Annotated in this window: 16 protein-coding genes and 2 pseudogenes; 4 read left to right on the top strand and 14 right to left on the bottom strand. The window is 71.5% G+C overall.

The window, feature by feature from the left end; genetic code table 11:
• The first annotated feature begins 17 nt into the window (after positions 1-17).
• Positions 18-1,838 carry an endonuclease/exonuclease/phosphatase family protein gene (locus tag AB0C28_RS14940; protein ID WP_358074749.1) on the top strand — a complete coding sequence of 607 codons (1,821 nt, stop codon included), beginning with the start codon at positions 18-20 and terminating at the stop codon, positions 1,836-1,838.
• 8 nt (positions 1,839-1,846) lie between these two features.
• A complete protein-coding gene (locus AB0C28_RS14935; RefSeq protein WP_357837447.1) occupies positions 1,847-2,296 on the top strand; it encodes an Rrf2 family transcriptional regulator in 450 nt (149 codons plus the stop codon).
• A 91-nt stretch (positions 2,297-2,387) separates the two neighbouring features.
• Here AB0C28_RS14935 and AB0C28_RS14930 read toward each other — a convergent pair whose 3' ends face one another.
• Positions 2,388-4,472: a serine/threonine-protein kinase gene (locus tag AB0C28_RS14930; RefSeq protein ID WP_358074746.1), complete on the bottom strand. Its 2,085-nt coding sequence runs from the start codon at positions 4,470-4,472 to the stop codon at positions 2,388-2,390.
• On the bottom strand, positions 4,469-6,391 hold the full coding sequence (locus AB0C28_RS14925; protein ID WP_357837453.1) for a serine/threonine-protein kinase: 1,923 nt from the start codon (positions 6,389-6,391) through the stop codon (positions 4,469-4,471). The genes AB0C28_RS14930 and AB0C28_RS14925 overlap by 4 nt, the downstream gene beginning before the upstream one ends.
• A gap of 237 nt (positions 6,392-6,628) precedes the next feature.
• Between AB0C28_RS14925 and AB0C28_RS14920 the strand changes: the two genes are divergently transcribed.
• Positions 6,629-7,408 carry a DNA-formamidopyrimidine glycosylase family protein gene (locus AB0C28_RS14920; RefSeq protein WP_358074743.1) on the top strand — a complete coding sequence of 260 codons (780 nt, stop codon included), beginning with the start codon at positions 6,629-6,631 and terminating at the stop codon, positions 7,406-7,408.
• Here AB0C28_RS14920 and AB0C28_RS14915 read toward each other — a convergent pair.
• The 11 genes and pseudogenes from AB0C28_RS14915 to AB0C28_RS14865 all read right to left on the bottom strand — a co-directional run bounded on the left by AB0C28_RS14915 (position 7,405) and on the right by AB0C28_RS14865 (position 16,938).
• Positions 7,405-7,761, bottom strand: coding sequence for a helix-turn-helix transcriptional regulator (locus tag AB0C28_RS14915; protein WP_357837458.1), 357 nt, complete (start codon positions 7,759-7,761; stop codon positions 7,405-7,407). The two genes, AB0C28_RS14920 and AB0C28_RS14915, sit on opposite strands and share 4 nt — an antisense overlap.
• A 286-nt stretch (positions 7,762-8,047) precedes the next feature.
• Positions 8,048-8,539 (bottom strand): nicotinamide-nucleotide amidohydrolase family protein, encoded by a 492-nt coding sequence (locus tag AB0C28_RS14910; RefSeq protein ID WP_358074740.1) that lies wholly within the window; start codon positions 8,537-8,539, stop codon positions 8,048-8,050.
• 3 nt (positions 8,540-8,542) lie between these two features.
• Positions 8,543-9,115, bottom strand: a complete 573-nt coding sequence (gene pgsA, locus AB0C28_RS14905) for a CDP-diacylglycerol--glycerol-3-phosphate 3-phosphatidyltransferase (RefSeq protein WP_357837464.1) — start codon at positions 9,113-9,115, stop codon at positions 8,543-8,545.
• Complete coding sequence (rimO, locus tag AB0C28_RS14900; protein WP_358074737.1) at positions 9,112-10,521, bottom strand: 30S ribosomal protein S12 methylthiotransferase RimO; 1,410 nt, start codon at positions 10,519-10,521, stop codon at positions 9,112-9,114. The genes pgsA and rimO overlap by 4 nt, the downstream gene beginning before the upstream one ends.
• Before the next feature lie 70 nt (positions 10,522-10,591).
• On the bottom strand, positions 10,592-11,329 hold the full coding sequence (locus AB0C28_RS14895; protein ID WP_357838003.1) for a RodZ domain-containing protein: 738 nt from the start codon (positions 11,327-11,329) through the stop codon (positions 10,592-10,594).
• Between the two features lie 106 nt (positions 11,330-11,435).
• Entirely contained in the window at positions 11,436-13,949 is a 2,514-nt protein-coding gene (locus AB0C28_RS14890) for a DNA translocase FtsK (RefSeq protein ID WP_358074734.1), read from the bottom strand.
• 136 nt (positions 13,950-14,085) lie between these two features.
• Positions 14,086-14,871: a response regulator gene (locus AB0C28_RS14885; RefSeq protein ID WP_358075499.1), complete on the bottom strand. Its 786-nt coding sequence runs from the start codon at positions 14,869-14,871 to the stop codon at positions 14,086-14,088.
• A pseudogene (locus AB0C28_RS14880) lies at positions 14,851-15,585 on the bottom strand (ATP-binding protein); the annotation flags it as partial. The gene AB0C28_RS14885 and the pseudogene AB0C28_RS14880, both read right to left, overlap by 21 nt.
• A 181-nt stretch (positions 15,586-15,766) precedes the next feature.
• Positions 15,767-15,895: pseudogene (locus tag AB0C28_RS14875) on the bottom strand (hypothetical protein); the annotation flags it as partial.
• 39 nt (positions 15,896-15,934) lie between these two features.
• A complete protein-coding gene (locus AB0C28_RS14870; protein ID WP_358074731.1) occupies positions 15,935-16,441 on the bottom strand; it encodes a HAMP domain-containing protein in 507 nt (168 codons plus the stop codon).
• Positions 16,360-16,938 carry a hypothetical protein gene (locus tag AB0C28_RS14865; protein WP_358074728.1) on the bottom strand — a complete coding sequence of 193 codons (579 nt, stop codon included), beginning with the start codon at positions 16,936-16,938 and terminating at the stop codon, positions 16,360-16,362. The genes AB0C28_RS14870 and AB0C28_RS14865 overlap by 82 nt, the downstream gene beginning before the upstream one ends.
• A 95-nt stretch (positions 16,939-17,033) precedes the next feature.
• Between AB0C28_RS14865 and AB0C28_RS14860 the strand changes: the two genes are divergently transcribed.
• Positions 17,034-19,502, top strand: a complete 2,469-nt coding sequence (locus AB0C28_RS14860) for a SpoIIE family protein phosphatase (protein ID WP_358074725.1) — start codon at positions 17,034-17,036, stop codon at positions 19,500-19,502.
• On the opposite strand, the gene AB0C28_RS14855 is transcribed toward AB0C28_RS14860, so the two are convergent.
• Positions 19,495-20,430: an aldose epimerase family protein gene (locus AB0C28_RS14855; protein ID WP_358074722.1), complete on the bottom strand. Its 936-nt coding sequence runs from the start codon at positions 20,428-20,430 to the stop codon at positions 19,495-19,497. The genes AB0C28_RS14860 and AB0C28_RS14855 overlap by 8 nt on opposite strands.
• Positions 20,431-20,432 lie beyond the last annotated feature (2 nt).

The raw sequence follows: 20,432 nt of genomic DNA, 5'->3' as shown, positions 1-20,432 counted from the left end.
GAACACGAGGATGCCTCATGACCATCCCGCGTGGCCATGCCGTCATGCTGGCGCTCGGCATCGTAGTCCTGTTCGACGTCCTGCGGGTCTTCCTGCCCTCTTTGATCACGCTGTTCGGCCGCGCGGGCGAGACGCCCGCGGAGCTGATGGGCCTGTACGCCGCCGCCTGGTTCATCCTCCCCTTCCTGGCCCTGCTCGCAAAGCCGCGCCACGCCCTGATCGCCGGCGCGGCCGGGCTGGTCGCGGCACGGCTGCTGCTCCAGGCGGGCGTGAGCCAGCTGTACGTCTCCTCCGCCGGCGTCACGGCCGGCCTGGTCTTCCTGTACGGCTGCGCCTGCGCGGTCCCCCGCAGGGCCGTGCCGGTCGGCATCATGGGCGGCATCGCGCTGTCGTCCCTCGTCCACCTGCTGCTGGACGGGGTGGACCTGGTCTGGCGGGCGGGCCCGCTGCCCTGGGCGGCCACGCTCGCGCTGTGCCTGGCCCTGTTCCTGGCGCTGCTCTCCACGCCGCCTGCGGAGGGCGCGCCCGCTCCCGCGCGGGTCTGGTTCCTCTTCGGGCCCACGCTGCTGCTGGCCGGGATGGCGGCCACGTCGTGGGCCAAGCCGGAGCAGGGCCCCGAGCCGCTCGGCACGCTCGCGCTCACCTCCGGCCTGCTGGCGCTGACGCTGGTCGCGGCGACCGCGGCGGCGCTGGGCCCGGCCACGTCCCCGCTGATCGAGCTCGGGCTGGGTATCGCGCTCGTCGCGATCACCGTGGTCACCTACCTGCCGGGCGCCGGGGTTCCTGGGCTGTCGATCGGGTTCCTCGGCAGCATGCTCGCCGCGGCGGGCACCGGGCCCGCGGGGCGGCGCCAGGGCCTGGCCCTGCTGTGCGGCGGGCTCGTCTTCCTCGTCGGGACGTTCGCCTATTACGCGGCCTACGACCTCGATCTCGGCGTGCCCAACTCCGTGGTGCCCGTGGCGGTCTCCGTGCTGGTCGCCGCGGTGGCCGTGGTGCCGCGGCTGGTCCGCGACCCGCCCGTGGAGCTGCCCGCCCGCCGCCGGACCCTACCCGCCGCCCTGGCCGCCGCGCTCGTGCTGGTGCCGCTGGTGGTGGTCGTCTCCTGGCAGCCCGCGCCCGCCGTGGCCGCCCGGCGCTCGGACGACCTCACGCTGATCGCGTACAACATCAGGATGGGGTTCGGGCTGGACGGGCGGCTGTCGCTCGACCGCATCGCCTCGTGGGCCGCCGCGCGGCGGCCCGACATCGTCCTGCTCAGCGAGGTGGACCGGGGCTGGCTGCTCAACGGCGGCCGCGACGACCTGGACCGGATCGCGCGCGGCCTGGGCATGCGCCACTACTTCGCGCCGGCGGCCGACAACGTCTGGGGCGACGCGCTGCTCACCAACCTGCCGGTCAAGAGCGTGCGGTCGTACGGGCTGGGGCGGCACGGCTATCCCACGGGGGCGCAGGCGCAGGCCGCCGTCGTCGAGGTGAACGGCAGGGAGGTCGGCGTGGTCAACACCCACCTCCAGGCGCCCGCCGGGCAGGCCCCCGAGGTCGCCGCCATCGTGCGCGACCTGGCCGCGAGCCGGCCGGTGATCCTGGCCGGCGATCTGAACATCACGCCGGACGACCCCGAGATGCGCGTGCTGCTCGCGGCGGGGCTGTCGGACCCCCTGAAAACCCTGGGCGACCCGCCCACCTCGCCCGCCGGCAGGCCGGTGAGACGGATCGACCACGTGCTGATCAGCGCGGGTTTGACGGCCGTTTCGGCCCAGGTACCGCGGTTGCCGTATTCAGATCACCTGCCCGTTCTGACGACCTTGCGCCTAACCAGTGTTGACCAGGAGGGATAATCGAGAACATGCGCCTATCCGCTCGTGTCGACTACGCCCTTCGCGCCGCCGCCGAACTCGCCGCAGCCGGTGCGGGTCCGACCACTGTGGGCGAGCTCGCCAAGGAGCAGGACATGCCGCCCAAATACCTGGAGAACATCCTGCTCCAGATGCGCCGCGCCGGGCTCGTACGCGGCCAGCGCGGCCCCGAGGGCGGCTACGTGCTGGCCCGGCCCGCCGCCGAGATCTCCCTGGCCGACGTCATCAGGGCGGTGGACGGCCCGCTGGCCAACGTCCGCGGCGAGCGGCCCGAGCACGTCGGCTACCGGGGGCCCGCCGAGTCGCTGCAGCAGGTGTGGATCGCGCTGCGGGCGACCGAGCGGTCGATCCTGGAGGAGGTCACGCTGGAGCAGGTGGCCTCGGGAGCGCTGCCCGAGCGCATCCGCGTGCTCGCCGCCGACCCCGCCGCCTGGGACTGACCGCTCCCCTCGTCGCCTGGGGCTGACGCCTCCCCCGGCCCCCGCCCGGAACCGGCCTGTTCCCCGGCTTCCCAGGCCCGGCGGCCCGTCCTCACTTCCTCGTGTACCAGAACCTGACCTTGTCGATCACGGACGCGGGGCCGGTGGCCAGGGTGCGCACGGTCCGGCCGGTCACGTCCGCCATGACGACGTTCAGGTCGTCGCCTGAGGGGATGGTGACCAGCAGATGGCGATCGTCCAGCCAGCCGCGGAAACCGGACCCCTTCGGCAACCGGGCCTCGCCCTTCTTCGCGCCGGTCATCTCGTCGAGGAAGCAGATGTCACGCGAGCGTCCGGGGCACTCGGTGGCGAAGACCGTGCCGATCGGCGTGGTCGCGACCCCGCCGATCGCCAGCTTCCCCTTGAACTCACGCAGCCGCCCGCCCTGAAGGTCCAGCGCCCTGATCACCCCGCCGGTCGCCTGATACAGCACGCTGTCGCCTGAGCCCCACATGAACCTGGTGTCGGCCACGTCAGGAACCTTCATCACCTTGACGGCTCCCGTGATCACGTCGATCACCGCGAAGCCCTCGGCCTTGCCCTTCCGGTCGGCCAGGGTCGCGACCAGCCGCCGCCCATCGGCGGACCAGACCGGCTCGAACAGCGTGGCGGGCTTGTCCACCGTGCGCAGCTCCCGGTCCTGGCCGGTGGCCCGGTCGCGGATCCGGATGAACTCGAAGCCGGAGCGCCGGAAGCGGGTCACCGACAGCGAGGCCACGTAGCGGCCGCCCGGCGCCACGATCGGCTCCTCCCAGGCGCCGAAGAAGCCGAAGGTCCCGGCGGCGGGGTCGCGTGTGTAGGTCGTGTAACCGACCCCGTCGCGCTCGTCGCGGTAGGAGGAGACCCAGAGGGGGTCGGCGGGGTTCTCGTGCAGCGTGATCCCGGTGCCGGGGATCTTCGCCTCGGTGGTGGACGTGAGCGCCATGTCCCCCGCGCGCGGAGTCGGCAGCGGCACCGACGCCGACCCCGACGCCGACCCCGAAGCCGACGGCGTGGCGGCGAGCGGTCGCGGCCCCGGCTGGGATCGCGGGATCAGCAGCACCGCCGCCACGACGGCGACCAGAGCCGTGGCCACCGCCGCAGCCACCACCGGCCACCTCCTGCGCCACGCGGAAGCCTGCTCCCCGACAACCGGTGGCCAGTTCCCGAGCCGCGCAGGATCCTCCGCCCCGCCCACCAGCGGCCATCTCCTGCGCCGCGCAGGAGCCGCGGGGTCCTGCGCCCCAGCTGCCGGAAGTCCCCCGGCGCGCCGAGGGACCTGATCGCGTCCGCCGGACGGCGGCGCCGCCGACTCCTGGCCCTCGGCCAGCAACTCGCCCGGGTGGCGTGGCGCCTGCTCCGGCACGCGGTGCCCGAGCAGGGTGAGCAGCGCCTGCGCGGCCGTGGGCCTGGCCGCGGGGTCCTTGGCCAGGCAGCGGGCGGCCAGCTCACGCAGGTCGCCGTCGAGCTCGCCCAGGTCGGGCTCCTGGTGCAGGATCCGGGTGATCAGCGCGGCCAGGTCGCCGGTGCCGAACGGCGGCCGCCCGGTGGCGGCGGCCACCATGGTCGAGGCCCAGGCGAACAGGTCCGCGGCCCGGCTCACCGGCCGGTCGGCGAACTGCTCCGGCGCCATGTACGGCGGCGTCCCGACCAGCTCCCCGCCGGCCTCGGTCTCCTCCAGGGCCCGGGAGATGCCGAAGTCGATCACCCGTGGCCCGTCCCTGCTGAGCAGCACGTTGCCCGGCTTGAAGTCCCGGTGCACCACCCCGGCCTGGTGGATCGCGGCCAGCGCGGTCAGCGTCCCGATCGCCAGCCGGCGCAGCTCGGCCCCGCGCAGCGGCCCCCTGTCCATGATCACGTCGGCCAGGGAGGGGCCGTCCACGTACTCGCTCACCACGTACGGCGTGCCGTCGAGCTCACCGCTGGCCAGCACCTGCGCGGTGCAGAACGCCTTGACCCGCCGCGCGTACCCGATCTCCTGCCGGAAACGCGAGCGGGCCTCGGCGTCGGCCGGCTCCGCCCCCAGCATCTTGATCGCCACCCGCCCGCCGCCGGGCGACTCGCCCAGGTAGACGACGCCCTGCCCGCCCACGCCGAGCCGCCCGACCACGCGGTGCTCCCCCACCTGGACGGGATCGTGCGCGAGCAGCGGCCTCACGATCGCGGCACGCGGGCGAACTGGAGCAGCACCGGGCCGTCCGTCGCCAGGTCGGCCAGCACCCGCTTGACATCGCCGATGAAGTCGATGATCTGGATTTGCTGGGTTTTCTTCTTGCCGGGATCCTGCACCATCAGGTGTTTCTCGTTGAACCAGCCGAGGAAGGAGCCCTTGGCGTCGCCGAAGTCGACCGTCGCCTGCCGCGCGCCGGTCGCGAGATCCCACACGCACAGCTCCTTGCCGTTCGGGCAGACGGTGGCCAGCCGCTTGCCGGACGGCGAGAACCACTCGCCGCCACGTGGCAGGCCCACCCAGTGCATGGTCTTGGTGACCTGGCCCGACATGTCGTAGAACTCGATCCCCGAGTTCTTGCCATCCCAGAACCCGCGCACGACCGTGCCGTCAGGGGCGAAGTTGTAGTACAGGGAGGAGTTGTCGGTGTATTCGGTCTCGACGTGCACGGCCTTCCTGGTGGCCAGTTCGATCACCACGAAGCCGACCAGCCTGCGGTCCTTGTCCTGGTTGTAGACCGACAGCAGCAGCTTGCCGCCGTCCCTGGACCAGACGGGCGTCAACGTCTGCAGAGGCTTCTTGACGGTGCTGACGACGAAGGACTCACCGGTGGACATCCGTACGAACCTGATCTGGTCCAGCTCGGAGGTCTGGAACTTGAGCATGGGGTTGAGCGCCACCCAGTCGCCGCCGGGGGAAAGGGCGGGCTGCTCGTAGTTGCCCACCTCCTTGAACTCCCCACCGGGCGGCCTGGCGAAGCTGGAGAACTGGCCGCCGGAGCCCAGGTAGGAGACCAGCCGCATCGAGTCGTCGGCATGCTCGTGCAGGGTCACGGCGACGTCCTTCAGTTTCGTGTCGCTCAGGCCCTTCTTCTCCACATCGTCCGACGGCGCCTCGGTCTGGACCGTGGTGATCGTGGGCGTGGGGGCGGCGCCGGGCGCGGGGGTGACGGCGCTCGTCGGCGTGGCGGCGGTGGCGGCCGTGCTCCTGGTCGCGGGGCCGCCGGACAGGACCTGGAACCCCGCGGCCGACACCAGCGCTCCCGCGACGAACGCGGCGGCCAGCGCGAGCACGCTCCTGCCCCGCCGGGGCGGCGGGGCGGCCGCCACGGCGCCGCTGTCCACCCGCCCGGTAAGCAACGAGGTCTGCCCGACCAGCCGCAGCAGCACCTCGCTGGCCGCCGGCCGCGCCTCGGGATCCTGCTCCAGGCAGGCCACGATCAACCCGTGCAACTCCCCCAGCTCCGGCAGATCCGCCTGACCGCCGGTGATCCTGGCCACGGTCGCCGCCATCGACCCGCCCTCGAACGGCGAGGCTCCGCTGACCGCGAACACCATCGTCGCCGCCCACGAGAACACGTCACCCGCCGGCGTGGCCGCGCCGCCCGCCAGCCGCTCGGGAGCGGTGTACGCGGGCACCGCCACCTTCCGCGTCGACACCGACGCCTGCGCCATCGCGTGTTCCAGCCCCGCGTCGGCCACTCTGGGCCCGTCGGGGCCCAGCAGCACGTTGCCCGGCCGGATGTCGCCGTGCACCAGCCCCGCCTGGTGCAGCGCGACCAGCGCCGTGATCGTCCCGGCCGCCAGCCGGTGCAGCCCCACCCCGTCGGCCGAACCGCCGACCTCCGCCAGCGAGGGTCCGTCCACCCACTCGGCCACCAGGTACGCCTGCTCGCCCTGTACGCCCGCGTCCAGGACCTGCGCCGTGCCGACCGCCGAGACCGCCCGCAGCGGCTCCATCTCCCGCAGGAACGCCTCCGGGTCCACCTCGGCCGGTAATAATCGCACCAGGACCGGCTCCCCGGCCCTCGACCGCCCGGCGAACACCCCGGGCGCCAGCCGCCCGCTCAGCCGATATCCCGCGACCTCCGCGGGATCTCCCGCACGTAACTCAGTGATCTCCGGCATGCCCTGCACAAGCCTTCCGTCAAGGCCGTCTCCTGATCGCCATTATGGCCACGAACCCCCTCAAAACGCAGCGAATCATTGACGCAAGGCTCTGCCGGAGACGCCCCCGTGCCGGTCAAGCGGGCCCGCGGCCGTGACGGCGGACGCGCAGCCATGACAGCGGACGCGCAGCCGTGACAGCCGCGCACCCATGACAGCGGACGCGCGGCCGTGACAGCGGCTTCTTAGACTGGACAGGTGCCTGAGGGAGATGCCGTCTACCGCACCGCCGCCCGCCTGCGAGGCGCGCTCGACGGGCGGACGCTCACCCGGTCGGACTTCCGGGTTCCGCGGCACGCCACCGCCGACCTCACCGGCCGCGCGGTCGTCACCACGCTCTCGCGTGGCAAACACCTGCTCACCCGGGTCGAGGGCGGCCTGACCGTGCACACCCACCTGCGCATGGACGGAAGCTGGCTGGTCACGCCCGCAGGCCGGCGCACCGCCCCCGGCGACCGGGTACGGCTGATCCTGGCGAACGCGGAGTGGCAGGCGGTCGGCGTCAGGCTGGGAATGGTCGACCTGGTCAGGACCGACGACGAGGCACGGCTGGTGGGCCATCTGGGGCCGGATCTGCTGGGTGCGGACTGGGACCCGGAGGAGGCCGTGCGGAGATTGCGAGCGGAGCCCGGCAGGACCATCGGGGAGGCGCTGCTCGATCAGCGCAACCTGGCGGGGATCGGCACGATCTATCGCACCGAGACCCTGTTCCTGCGCGGGGTCTGGCCGTGGAAGAAGGTCGGGGAGATCGAGGATCTCGACGGGCTGGTGTCACTGGCCCAGCGGCTGCTGGACGCCAACAAGGGACTTGCGGGCACGGTGACCACAGGTGATCGCCGCCCGGCGAACGCGACGTGGATCTACGGCAGGGCGGGGAGGCCCTGTCGCCGATGCGGCACCCGCATCAGCCGCGGGGAGATGGGGATGCGGCCACAGGAACGGCTGATCCTGTGGTGTGCGGGCTGCCAGCCGCGTTAGGCGGCCACCATGTCCTTGACTTCGGGGAACACGGAGTCGGAGATCGCCCCGGGAACCGTCTCGGAAAGGGCGAGACGCTCGTGCTCGGGCACGTCGGCGAGCACAGGGGCAGCCTGGAGCTCCGCCAGCGCGAACTGGTCGGAAACCTCACGCAGCACCTGCGAAAGCGGCACCCCGAGCGCGCCGCAAATGGACGCGAGCAGCTCGGACGAGGCCTCCTTCTGGCCACGTTCCACCTCGGACAGGTAGCCGAGCGAGACACGTGCCAGTGTCGACACCTCGCGCAGCGTGCGCCCTTGCCGCACCCGCAACCGCCTCAGCACGTCGCCGAGCAGCTGACGCAGCAGAATCATCTGTCGCTCCCTCCCCGGCGCGGATGTCTTCACCACGCCCCGCGCGATCGGTTCGTGCCGCACATTTTGCTTCTTCGCTTCGTACATACTCCTCGCCGTCATCACTGGGCGACTCCGCCCCTGGACCGCCGCTCGTGCCTCGTTGCGCGACTCATCAGGCCCGCCTGCCGGGCGCTCGGTGCTTGCAGTTGGCTCACGGACCTCACTCACAGCTCCACCGTACCCGTATCCACCGACACCGCGTCAGACCGTGCCTCGGATGTTCGCTCGGGACGTAACACGGTAATCACCCGGAATGTTCCCCTATGTTCGCCTTCAGCACACCTGACAGTAGATCGACTGCCTCGTCCACCGTCTCTACCCTGATACGTTCGCGCGACCCTTCAAGTCTCAATTCCCGGGCCCAAATCTGCCCGCCGGGCCCGGCGACGGCCGCGTAGACGGTGCCGACCGCCTTGCCGTCCTGCGGCTCGGGCCCGGCCACCCCCGTCACCGCCAGCCCGTACGTCGCCCCGCACACCCGCGCGACCCCCGCCGCCATGCCGGTCGCGACCTCGGGATGCACGGCCCCCTCGCGCTCCAGCAGCTCACCCGGCACCCCCAGCAGCTCATGCTTGAGATCGGTGGCGTAGGAGATCACCCCGCCCCTGAACGCCTTGGAGGAGCCGGACACCGCCGTGATGGCGGCGCCGATGAGCCCGCCGGTCAGCGACTCGGCCACCGCCACGGTCTCCTGCCGCTCCACCAGCATCGCCAGTACCCCGGCCACATCCGCCATCGCTCACTCCCCGCGCGCCCGCTTGGCCACTTTACGCAGTCTCACGGCCCTGAAGACGTAGTCGACGCCCGTGCCCACGGTCACGACGACCGCTCCGCCCATCACCACCCACTTGACGGGATCGGGGATGCCGGGCAAGAGGTAGAGCACGATCGCGGCGATCTGCAGCACGGTCTTGACCTTGCCGCCGTAGCTGGCCGGGATGACCGCGTGCCGTAGCAGCACGAACCGCAGCCCCGTGATGGCCACCTCGCGGCCGAGGATGACGATCGTGACCCACCAGGGCAGCTCGCCGAGGATCGACAGGCACACCAGCGCCGCCCCGGTGAGCGCCTTGTCGGCGATCGGGTCGGCGATCTTGCCGAAGTCGGTGATGAGGCCGTAGCGCCGGGCCAGCTCGCCGTCGAGGTGGTCGGTCAGCGAGGCCACCCCGAACAGCGCCAGCGCGCCCAGGCGCCAGCCGGTGCCCGGCAGGAAGAGACAGACGACAAAGAAAGGGACGAGCACCAACCGGAGGACCGTGAGGACGTTGGCGATGTTCCACGGGCTTACCACGCGGCGCTCGTCCCTTTTCATGGACCGGCCTTGATGCGCGCGATCAGGTCAACCCCCTCGGCGTCGACCACCACCGCGCGTACGATCTGCCCCTTGACCAGGCCGATGCCCTGCACCGTGACCGAGCCGTCCACCTCGGGGCCCTGGTGCGCCGCCCTGCCCTCGTAGCCGCCGTCGCCGAGGTCGTCGTCGATCAGCACGTCGACCTCGGTGCCGATGCGCTCCTCCGCGCGCTGGGCGGTCAGCTCCTCGGCCAGTTCGGTGAGCACGCGCACGCGCTCGTCGACGACCTCCTGCTCCAGCTTGCCCGGCAACCCGGCGGCCTCCGTGCCGTCCTCGTCGGAGTAGCCGAACACACCGATCACGTCGAGCCTGGCCTGCTCAAGGAAGCCGACCAGCTCGCCGAACTCCTCCTCCGTCTCGCCGGGGAAGCCCACGATGAAGTTGGAGCGCACACCCGCCTCGGGGGCGCGCTCGCGGACCGACTCCAGCAGCCCGAGGAAGCGCTCGGGGTCGCCGAAGCGGCGCATCCGGCGCAGCACCGTGCCGCTGGCGTGCTGGAAGGACAGGTCGAAGTAGGGGACGACGCCCTCGGTGGCGGTGAGCACCTCGATCAGGCCCGGACGCAGCTCGGCCGGCTGGAGGTAGCTGACCCGCACCCGCTCGATGCCCTCGACGGCGGCCAGCTGCGGCAGCAGCTTCTCCAGCGCGCGCAGGTCGCCCAGGTCCTTTCCGTAGGAGGTGGAGTTTTCGCTCACCAGGACCAGCTCGCGCACCCCCCTGTGGGCCAGCCAGTCGGCCTCGGCCAGCAGGTCGTCGGGCTTGCGCGAGACGTAGGAGCCGCGGAAGGCGGGGATGGCGCAGAAGGTGCAGCGCCGGTCGCAGCCCGAGGCCAGCTTGAGCGAGGCCACCGGGCTCTCGTCGAGCCGTTTGCGCAGCACGCGCGGCCCGCTGGCGGGCGCCAGGCCCGTCGGCAGGTCGCCGTGGCCCGGGATGCTCGTCGTGGCCGCGCTGGCACGGTCCACCGGCGAGATGGGTAGCAGGGTGCGGCGGTCGCGTGGGGTGTGCGGCTTGAGCGGCCGGCCTTCGAGCACGTCGTCGAGGCGGCCGCCGATCTCGGCGTAGTCGTCGAAGGAGATGACCGCGCTGGCCTCGGGCAGTGCCTCGGCCAGCTCGTTGCCGTAGCGCTCGGCCATGCAGCCCGCGGCGACTACCTTGACGCCCGAGTCGGCGGCGGCCAGCAGCGTGTCGATGGAGTCCTTCTTGGCCGAGTCGATGAAGCCACACGTGTTGACGACGACGACATCGGGGTCGTCGTCGCCCAGCTGCCAACCGGCAGCCTCGAGTCGCGCGGCCAGCTCCTCGGAGTCGACCTCGTTGCGTGCGCAGCCCAGAGTGATCAGCGATGCGGTTCGGCGGGATGACATGGTGAACACTACGGTATCGGGAGTTGGCCACCACCTGTTGCACGGGCTCCCCCGCGCGACCCGCGCGCTGCTACCGCGACTGCGGTTTCGGCGGCCCGAACGAGCGCCGCACCATGTCCCCGCTGCCTCCCAGACCCTTGACCTTCTTGCCGTTGACGTGCAGCGTTACGGCTCCGACGTCGGAAAGCAGCACGTTGACCTTCTCGGGCGCCTTCCAGGTGGACGTCTTGCCCGCCTTCAGCGTGCCCGAGAACAACTTCTGCCCCTTGGCGTCGTGCACGTTCACGTACGACGACCGCTTCGCCTTGATACGCACCGTCACCAGGTTCTTGGCGCTGACCTTCGACGGCGCCGCCCTGGGCGCCTCGGTGATCGGCGTGTTCGGCGGGACGCTGGGCCGGGCCGAGGCCGCCCGCACGTCCCCCGTGCGCACCTGGTCGCTCGCGCCGCCCAGCACCCGCATGGTGCCGAAGACCACGACGATGGCCAGGGCCACGCCCAGCGCCATCGTCCAGTTGGGCCCCCGGCGCTCGGGCACGTTGATCTTGCGGTCCGCCTGGAACACGGCCGAGGCCCGCACCGGCTGCGGCACCCCTCCGTGTTGCTGGTCGTAGAGATGGACCGTGGCCTCCGGGTCGAGCCCCACGGCCCCGGCCACCGCCCTGACATGCCCTCTGGCGTAGAAGTCACCCCCGCACTGGCGGTAATCATCCTGCTCCATGAGATGGATGATCGCTTCGCGAATCCTGGTTGCCGCACTGACCTGCGCGACCGTTAGCCCGGCCGACTGCCTGGCCGCTGCCAGCATGGCCCCGATGCTCTGCTCCTGCACAGCGAACGCCCCCCACCACACCGACTACTCTTCGTGGTGGTACATATTCAATCAGTTATCGCCAGGCAAGCACGCATTGGGGTCATTCGCCACGCAGATCGGCCAGCAAACCAGGCAGATCGTCGGGCTTGACCAGCACCTCGCGGGCCTTGGAACCCTCGCTCGGACCGACCACGTTGCGGCTCTCCAGCAGGTCCATCAGCCGCCCCGCCTTGGCGAAGCCGACCCGCAGCTTGCGCTGCAACATCGAGGTCGAGCCGAACTGCGTGGTCACGATCAGCTCCGCCGCCTGGATCAGCACGTCGAGGTCGTCGCCGATCTCCTCGTCGATCTCCCGCTTGACCGGCGCCGCCGCGACGTCGTCGCGGTATTCGACCTGCATCTGCTCCTTGCAGTGCGAGACGATCCCGGCGATCTCCTTCTCCGAGACGAACGCGTTCTGGATGCGGATCGGCTTGCTCGCGCCCATGGGCAGGAACAACGCGTCACCCTGGCCGACCAGCTTGTCGGCGCCGGGCTGGTCGAGGATGACCCGCGAGTCGGTGAGCGAGGACACCGCGAAGGCCAGCCTGGACGGCACGTTGGCCTTGATCAGGCCGGTGACGACGTCCACAGAAGGCCGCTGGGTGGCGATCACCAGGTGGATGCCGGCCGCGCGGGCGAGCTGCGTGATGCGCACGATCGAGTCCTCGACGTCGCGCGGGGCCACCATCATCAGGTCGGCCAGCTCGTCCACGATCACCAGCAGGTACGGGTACGGCTGGTAGACCCGCTCACTGCCGGGCGGCGGCTGCAGCTTGCCCGCCCGCACGGCCTTGTTGAACTCGTCCACGTGCCGGAACCCCGAGGCGGCCAGGTCGTCGTAGCGCCGGTCCATCTCGCCCACGACCCATTCCAGGGCCTCGGCGGCCTTCTTCGGGTTGGTGATGATGGGGGTGATGAGGTGGGGGATGCCCTCGTACACGCTGAGCTCGACCCGCTTGGGGTCCACCAGCACCATGCGCACCTCGTCGGGGGTGGCCCGCATGAGGATGCTGGTGATCAGCCCGTTGACGCAGACCGACTTGCCCGCGCCGGTGGCGCCCGCGATGAGCAGGTGGGGCATCTTGGCGAGGTTGGCCACGATGGTGCGGCCCTCGACGTCCTTGCCCAGGCCGACGATCATCGGATGGTGGTCGGCCTGCGCCACCTGCGAGCGCAGCACGTCGCCGAGGGAGACGAGGTCCTTGTCGGCGTTGGGGATCTCGACGCCGATCGCCGACTTGCCGGGGATCGGCGACAGGATGCGCACGTCCGCCGACTTGACGGCGTAGGCGATGTTCTTGGTGAGCGCGGTGACCTTCTCGACCTTGACCGCGGGCCCGAGCTCGATCTCGTAGCGGGTCACGGTCGGCCCCCGGGTGAAGCCGATCACCTGCGCGTCGATGGCGAACTGCTCCATCACGCTGGTGAGCGCGTTGACCACGGTCGTGTTGGCCTTGGTCTGCGGTTTGGGCGCCGTGCCCATCTTGAGGTGCTGCAGGTCGGGCAGCCCGTACGGGCCCGCCTGCGGCGACAGCACGAGCTGCTCGACCTTGCGCGGCGCGGGCGTCGGCTGCGGCGGCTCAGGCTTGCGCTCGGCCTCGGGAACAGGCGCTTCCTCCTCGTCCGTCAGCCCCGGCACGATCTCGGGCGAGTGGTCCTGCCGCTTGTCCTTCTCGGCCAGCACCGGGGTGTCGTACGGCTTGACGATGTCGCCGACGTCCTCGCCGCTCTCGCCCTTCTTGGTCCTGACCCGCTTCTTGGCCGGCTGCCGCGGCGTCTCCTGCTCGGCGTGCCGTTCGAACAGCAGGTGCTTGAGCTCGGCCAGCCGCTCGGGGATGCGGTGCACCGGCGTGGCGGTGATCACCAGCACACCGAACCCGGACAGGAGCAGCAGCAGCAGGATCGTCACCCACGGGGGCAGGATGCTCATCGGCGGCGCCGACACGATGAACCCGACCATGCCGCCGGCCTGCGACACCTTGTCCATGCCCTGGCCCTCGCCGGCCGGGTAGGGCGTGTCGTTGGCCACGTGGATGACGCCGAGCACGCCGACCATCAGCGCGGCCCAGCCGATCACCATGCGGCCGGTGTCGGCGTTCTGGTCGGGATGGCGCAGATAGCGCCAGGCCAGCAGGCCGAGCAGCAGCGGCAGCGCCCAGGCCAGCGAGCCGAACACGGCGTGCACGGTCGCGTTGACCACCCCGGCCACCGCGCCGTCGGAGGTGCGCCAGGTCATGGCCGCGAGCACGATCGCGCCCGCGAGCACCGTCAGGCCCACCCCGTCGCGCCGGTGCGCGGGATCGAGCTCCCTGGCGTTCTTGCCCAGCGCCCTGGCCGTGCTGCCGATGCCGTTGGCGAGCAGCATCCACAGCCCGACGATCAGCTTGCCGATCATGGTGAAGACCCAGCTGATGGGGTCCTGATGGGTCACCGATGACTTGCGGCCGGACGTGGTCGTCCTGGCCCTGGACCGGCCCGCCGGCGTGCTCCCGCGCTTGGCGGTGGTCGAGCGAGACGAGGCCGACCGCTTCGCCGGCCCCTTCGATGCGCTTTTCGGCGTACGGGTGGCCATGATGCCAAAGGTACGACGGAGACACCGCTGAACGCGCGCAGCCACGCCGGTGTCCTGGCACGAACCTCACCCGGCCCGCTCAGGCCGGCCCCGCCCATTCCGGCCCGCTCAGTCCGGCCTGCTCATTCCCGCCTGCTCATTCCCGCCCCCGTACGGACGACACCGCCTCGAACGCGGACTGCATGGCCCCCACCCGGTCCGCCAGATCCTTGATCGCCTCCCGCAGCCCCTCGTCCTCCCCCTCCACCTCGGCCAGCCCCTCCAGCCGCGACTCCACCGCCCCGAGCCGGCGCGCGAAGCCCGCCAGCGCCTCGTGGTCGCGGACGAGCTGGGCGAGCAGCGCCGCCTGCTCCTTCAACACCGTGGTCTTGCGGAACAGCTCCATGAACACCGTCACCTTGGAGCGCAGCACCCAGGGGTCGAAGGGCTTGGTGAGGTAGTCGACCGCGCCCACCGCGTATCCGCGGAAGGCCGATCCCGCGCTCGGCTCGGTGCCGGTCAGGAAGATGACGGGCACGTCGCGGGTCTGGTCGAGCCGCTTGATGTGGGTGGCGGTCTCGAACCCGTCCATGCCCGGCATGAGCACGTCGAGCAGCACGACGGCGAAGTCGTGGCGCAGCATCAGCTTCATCGCCTCGGCCCCCGACCTGGCCTTGAACAGCACCTGCTGCAGCGGCCTGAGCACGGCCTCCAGCGCGACCAGGTTCTCCTCGTTGTCGTCCACCACGAGGATCTTGACCTGCCGGTTCATCCGCCGGCCTGCCGTTCGCCCGTGAGCCACCCCCGCATCACCTCCAGGAACTGGTCCACGTCCACGGGTTTGGGCATGTAGTCGGAGGCGCCGCACGAGATCGTCTTCTCCCGGTCGCCCGGCATGGCCTTGGCGGTGAGCGATGATGGGCAGGCCGGCGAAGGCGGGCATCTGGCGTACGGCGGTGAGCGTCTCGTAGCCGTCCATCTCGGGCATCATCACGTCCATGAGAACGAGGGCGATGTCGTGCTCGCGTTCGAGCGCCTCCAGCCCCTCCCTGCCGTTCTCCGCGTAGACGATCTCCATGCCGAGGCGGCCGAGCACGTGGCTCAGGGCGTAGACGTTGCGGATGTCGTCGTCCACGATGAGCACCCGCCGGCCCGCGAAGATCTCCCCGGCCGGGCTGTCCTTCAGCCGGGTGAGCGTCGCGCTCCACGAGTCCTCGCCATCGGCGGCCGGCCACTCGGCCGGGACGGTGAGCGCCTCGGGCACGGGCTCCTCGGCCCACTCCGGCTCGCCCGCGAGCGCGGCCGCCGCCCGGCCGGCCGGCACGTAGAGGGTGAAGGTGCTGCCCCTGCCGGGGCTGCTGGCGGCGTGGATCTCGCCGCCGAGCAGGCGGGCGATCTCGCTGCTGATCGACAGGCCCAGGCCGGTGCCCCCGTATTTGCGGCTCGTGGTCCCGTCGGCCTGCTGGAAGGCCCCGAAGATGGCGGGCAGCTTGTCGGCGGCGATGCCGATGCCGCTGTCGCTGACCGCGAACGCGAGCATCGGGCGGCCCTCGGGGTCGGGCCTGTCCCCGGCGACGGAGACGACCATGCGCACCTCGCCGGAGGAGGTGAACTTGACCGCGTTGGACAGCAGGTTGCGCAGGATCTGCTGCAGCCGGCGCTCGTCGTTGCAGCTCGGCCTGCTGGCGCTGCAGCTCGTCCGAGCGGCCCTGGAGCTGCTGGGCCAGGCGCTGCGACTCCGACAGCAGCGCCTCGGTGCGGGCGTTGGCGATGATGGTGTTGATGGCCACGCCGATGGTGACCACGAACTGGTCGAAGAAGGCCAGGTGCACGTCGCTGAACCGGCTGAACGAGGCCAGCTCGATCACCCCGAGCACCTTGTCCTCGGACACGATGGGCAGCACCACGACGCTGGCCGGGGCGGCCTCGCCGAGCCCGGTGTGGACCTTGATGTAGCCGGGCGGCACGTCGCCGAGCAGGATGCGCTTGCGTTCCAGGGCCGCCTGCTACATGAGCCCGGGCCCCGGGGTGCCCTGGCCGGGCAGCACGTCGTGGGCGGCGCCGTAGCCGGCGATGAAGGCGAGCGAGCCGTCGAAGGAGGCGGCCTCGGCCAGGAAGAAGGCGCCGTACTGGGCGCTGACCAGCGGCGTCAGCTCGCGCAGGATCAGGTCGGCGACCTCGACCAGGTCGCGGTGTCCCTGCATGAGGCCCGCGATGCGGGCCAGGTTGCTCTCCAGCCAGTCCTTCGCGCGGGTGGTCTCGCGCAGGTTGGCGACCATGAGGTTGACGTTGTTCTCCAGCTCGGCGACCTCGCCCTTGGCCTCGACGCTGATCGAGCGGCTGAGGTCGCCCTGGGCGACGGCACTGGCCACCTCGGCGATGGCGCGCACCTGGGTGGTGAGGTTGCCGGCCAGCTGGTTGACGTTCTTGGTCAGGCGCTCCCAGGTGCCGTAGACGCCCTCGACCTCGGTCTGGCCACCCAGCCTGCCCTCGGTGCCGACCTCGCGGGCCACCGCGTCACCTCGCCGGAGAACAGCGCGAGCTGCTCGACCATGCGGTTGACCGCCTTGCCCATCAGCCGCAGCCCGCCGCGCAGCGGCCGGTCGTCCTCCTGCAGATCGACCCGCTTGGACAGGTCGCCGTCCGCGACCGCGTTGAGCACCCTGGTGGCCTTGGCGGCGGGGATGACGAGCGCGTCGATGAGGGTGTTGACGGCGGCCACGTTGACCGCCCAGCCGCCGGTGCCTGGGCTGGGGCTGAGCCGCTCGTCGAGCCGCCCGCGCCTGGCCACCTCCGTGCGCAGGCGGGTCAGCTCGCCGCAGAGGTGCTCGTTGCGGTCGAGCACCTGGTTGAGCGTCGTCGCCAGCTCGGCCAGGAAGGGGTCGCCGGGCAGTTCGAGCCTGGTTTTGAAGTTGCCGTCACGCAGCCCGCGCAGGGCCACGAGCAGCGGGCGGAGATCCGCCGGGTGGAGCGGTCCATGTGCATTAGAGGATTCCAACTGCGTGACCATCGCGGCCTTCTTCACAACTGGAGGCATCAACGGCATCAGTCTGCCACTCTGAGAGTGACCGAACTGCCACATCGAGTGATGTTCTAGGACGCAGAGTGGACACGACCAAGGTGTCGAGCACGGCCTTCGACGGCAGTCCCCACGCACCGGCGCACGCCCGCAAGTTCGTACGCCAGGTGCTCGCCGAGTGGCGGCTGGCCCATCTGGCCGAGGACGCCGTCCTGCTGACCAGCGAGCTCGTCACGAACGCGGTGGTCCACGCCGGCACCGGAGTCGAGCTGACCTGCCGCCTCGACGTGGACGCGTGCCCGGCCAGGCTGGAGATCGAGGTCGACGACCACCACCCCGGCCGGACCATCTCCGGCGCCCCGCCGCCCGCCACCGACGAGGACGAGCAGCCGGCCACCTCCGGCCGCGGCCTGGCGCTGGCCCACCTGCTCGCCGACGCCTGGGGCGTGACGTACACGAGGACGGCCAAGCGGGTCTGGGTGCGGCTGGAGATCGGCGAGGGCTGCGAGCAGCAGGAGAGCCTGCCGGGCCCGGCGGGCCCGGTCGCCGCGCCGGTCGTGGCGCCGCTGGAGACCCTGCACGTCGGCGTGGTGGTCTGCGACCTCGACGGTGTGGTGAAGTCGTGGAACTCCGAGGCCGCCCAGTTGCTCGGCTGGGCGCCTGAGCAGGTCGTCGGCCGGTCGCTGAAGGGGCTGGTGGTCTGGCGCGGCGCGGGCCCGTACGCGCTGTCGCTGGCCGACACGCTCGGCCTCGGCCGCTGGCGGGGCGAGACGCGGATGCGGCACCGCGACGGCGGGCTCGTCCCCGTCTACGTCTCCCACCTGCGCACCCGCGGGCACGCCGGGGAGCGCAGGACGATCTGGATGATCGTGGCCGGCGACCACCGCCACGTTTTGACACCGCCGCCCCAGCCGCTGCGCAGGGAGGCGGGCCGGCGGATCAAGGACCTGATCGACCACGACATGCCGCTCGCCGACCTGCTCACCACGATCGCCCAGATCGTGCAGGTGTCCAGCGCGGGCGACGCCTCCTACGTGCTGCTGGCCGCCGACACCGGCGGCCAGTTCGGCGTGGCCGCCGGCGCGGGCGACACGGCGGGGATGGTCGGGGTGCTGGCCAAGGGCGTGTTCTGCGCCGAACGCAAGGCGCCCGCGCTGATCGACGACCTGCTCGCCGCGGACGTGGAGCTGGCCGAGCAATTGCGCGCCAGGTCGCTGGCGTGCGCGCCGTTGCTGGTGTCCGGCGAGGTGATCGGCTATCTCGTGGTCACGGCCGCGCGGCCGGCGCGCTTCGACCAGGAGCTGACGGTCAGCCTGCAGCACATCGCCGACCAGGTGGCGGTGCCGGTGCAGCGCGAGCGGCTGGCCGAGCGGGACCGGGCGCACCGGGGACGGCTGTCGTTCCTGGCCGAGGCGGGCGAGCTGCTGGCGGGCGTGCACGACGAGGAGCTGATCGCGGCGCTGACGGCGCAGCTCGTCGTGCCGAAGATCGCCACGTGGGCGGCGGTCTACCTGACCGATCTGGCGGGCATGACCAGGCTCGCCCACGTCTGGCACAGCGAGGAGAGCCGCAACTCCGCGCTGCGCAAGTCGCTGCCCGCCCTCCCCCGCACCGCGCTGCACGAGGTGGCCTGGCCGATCGGCCCCGAGACGGTGCTGGCCTTCCCGCTGCTGACGCAGGGCAGGTCGCACGGCGCGCTGGTGATCGGCCGTAAGGAGCCGACGCTGCCGCTGGAGCTGGCCGACCTGCTGGCCGATCTGTGCCGCCTGGTGGCGCTCAACCTGCACACGGCCATGCTGTACGCCAGGCAGGCGACGACTTCCCGCGTGCTGCAGCGCAGCCTGCTGCCGATGCGGGTGGCCCCCATGCCGGGTCTGGAGTCGGCGGTGGTCTACGAGCCGGCCGAGGAGGGCGCCGACGTCGGGGGCGACTTCTACGACCTGTTCACGGTGGCCGACCACTGGTGCTTCGCGCTCGGCGACGTGTGCGGCAGCGGCCCCGAGGCGGCCGCGGTCACCGGCCTGGCCAGGCACGCCGTACGCCTGCTGGCCAAGGAGCGCTACACGGTGGCCGACATCTTCGGCCGGCTCAACCAGGCGCTGCTCGACGAGGGGGACGAGGGCAGGTTCCTCAGCCTGCTGTGCGGCGAGCTGACCCCGCTGCCGCAGGGCGGCGCGCTGTGCACGATCGCCTCGGCCGGCCACCCTCCGCCCCTGCTGCTGCGGGCCAGCGGCGAGGTCCAGGCCATGGCGACCCCGCAGCTGCTGCTCGGCATCGAGTCCGGCGCCAGGTTCTACGTGGAGACGTTCGAGCTGGCGCCGGAGGAGGTGCTGCTGTGCGTCACCGACGGCGTGACCGAGCGCCGCGACGGCGACCGGCTGCTCGACGACGGCGACGGGCTGGCCGAGCTGCTGTCGGGCTGCACGGGCCTCAGCGCCCACGCCGTGGCGGAACGGGTGCGCCACGCCGTCGAGACGTTCGCCGCCGAGCCGGCCCAGGACGACATGGCGCTGCTGGTGATCAAGGCGTCCGGCGCCCTGCGGCCGGTCAGATGAACCGGTACGTCGTGGTCGAGGTGCGCCGCTCGCCGGGACGCAGCACGGTGGAGGGGAACTGCGGCTGGTTGGGCGCGTCGGGGAAGTGCTGCGTCTCCAGGCACAGCCCCGCGAACGGCCCGTACGGCGTCTGCACCCCGTCGAGCATGCCACCGGCGTAGAACTGCACGCCCGGCTCGGTCGTGGTGACCTCCATGGTCAGCCCGCCGCCCTTGACCTCGATGCCGCCGCCGTCGAGCACGAAGCAGTGGTCGTAGCCGCCGTCGTAGCGCTCACCCACCGCGTGCGGCTCGGTGAAGTCGAACGGCGTGCCCTTGACCGGCGCCGGCTCCCCTGTGGGGATCTTGTCGTCGTCCACCGGCAGGTAGTGGGCGGCGTCCATCCTGATCACGTGGTCGAGGACGTCGCCCTCGCCCTTGAGGTTGAAGTAGGAGTGGTTGGTCAGGTTGACCACGGTGGGCGCGTCGCTCTCGGCCGCGTAGTCGATCCGCAGCGCGTCGCCGTCCAGCGTGTAGGTGACCGAGGCCGTCAGCGTGCCGGGGAAGCCCTGGTCGCCGTCGGGGCTGGTCAGCGTCAGGGTCACCGACGCGTCGCTCTGGGCGGCGATCGTCCACACCCTGCTGTCGAAGCCCTCGGTGCCGCCGTGCAGGCAGTTGGGGCCGTTGTTGGCGGGCAGCCGGTATTCGGTCCCGTCGAGGGTGAAGCGGGCGTGGGCGATGCGGTTGCCGTAACGGCCGACGACCGCGCCGAAGTAGCGGCTTCGGGTCAGGTAGTCGTCGATCGTGTCCAGCCCGAGCACGACGTTGACCCCGTCGACCTCCAGCCTGCGGATGACGGCGCCGTAGGTCAGCACGTCGGCGCGCAGCCGTCCCGACGCCAGCTCCACCTGCTCGACCTGCCGACCCGACGGCAGCGTTCCGAAGTTCATGA

This window comes from Nonomuraea sp. NPDC048892, assembly GCF_040649735.1.
In the GTDB taxonomy this organism is placed as follows: Bacteria; Actinomycetota; Actinomycetes; order Streptosporangiales; family Streptosporangiaceae; genus Nonomuraea; species Nonomuraea maheshkhaliensis.
Note: the sequence above shows the minus strand (reverse complement) of the source record. Positions and strands in the feature narration are given on the sequence as shown.

Bases quoted from the DNA above. Each gene is read 5' to 3' on its own strand.
- AB0C28_RS14935 (WP_357837447.1), top strand. From the start codon at position 1,847: ATGCGCCTATCCGCTCGTGTCGACTACGCCCTTCGCGCCGCCGCCGAA.
- AB0C28_RS14855 (WP_358074722.1), bottom strand. From the start codon at position 20,430: ATGAACTTCGGAACGCTGCCGTCGGGTCGGCAGGTCGAGCAGGTGGAG.
- AB0C28_RS14885 (WP_358075499.1), bottom strand. From the start codon at position 14,871: ATGCCCGCCTTCGCCGGCCTGCCCATCATCGCTCACCGCCAAGGCCAT.
- AB0C28_RS14940 (WP_358074749.1), top strand. From the start codon at position 18: ATGACCATCCCGCGTGGCCATGCCGTCATGCTGGCGCTCGGCATCGTA.
- AB0C28_RS14925 (WP_357837453.1), bottom strand. From the start codon at position 6,391: ATGCCGGAGATCACTGAGTTACGTGCGGGAGATCCCGCGGAGGTCGCG.
- pgsA (WP_357837464.1), bottom strand. From the start codon at position 9,115: ATGAAAAGGGACGAGCGCCGCGTGGTAAGCCCGTGGAACATCGCCAAC.
- AB0C28_RS14890 (WP_358074734.1), bottom strand. From the start codon at position 13,949: ATGGCCACCCGTACGCCGAAAAGCGCATCGAAGGGGCCGGCGAAGCGG.
- AB0C28_RS14895 (WP_357838003.1), bottom strand. From the start codon at position 11,329: ATGCTGGCAGCGGCCAGGCAGTCGGCCGGGCTAACGGTCGCGCAGGTC.
- rimO (WP_358074737.1), bottom strand. From the start codon at position 10,521: ATGTCATCCCGCCGAACCGCATCGCTGATCACTCTGGGCTGCGCACGC.
- AB0C28_RS14915 (WP_357837458.1), bottom strand. From the start codon at position 7,761: ATGATTCTGCTGCGTCAGCTGCTCGGCGACGTGCTGAGGCGGTTGCGG.
- AB0C28_RS14910 (WP_358074740.1), bottom strand. From the start codon at position 8,539: ATGGCGGATGTGGCCGGGGTACTGGCGATGCTGGTGGAGCGGCAGGAG.
- AB0C28_RS14865 (WP_358074728.1), bottom strand. From the start codon at position 16,938: ATGGTCACGCAGTTGGAATCCTCTAATGCACATGGACCGCTCCACCCG.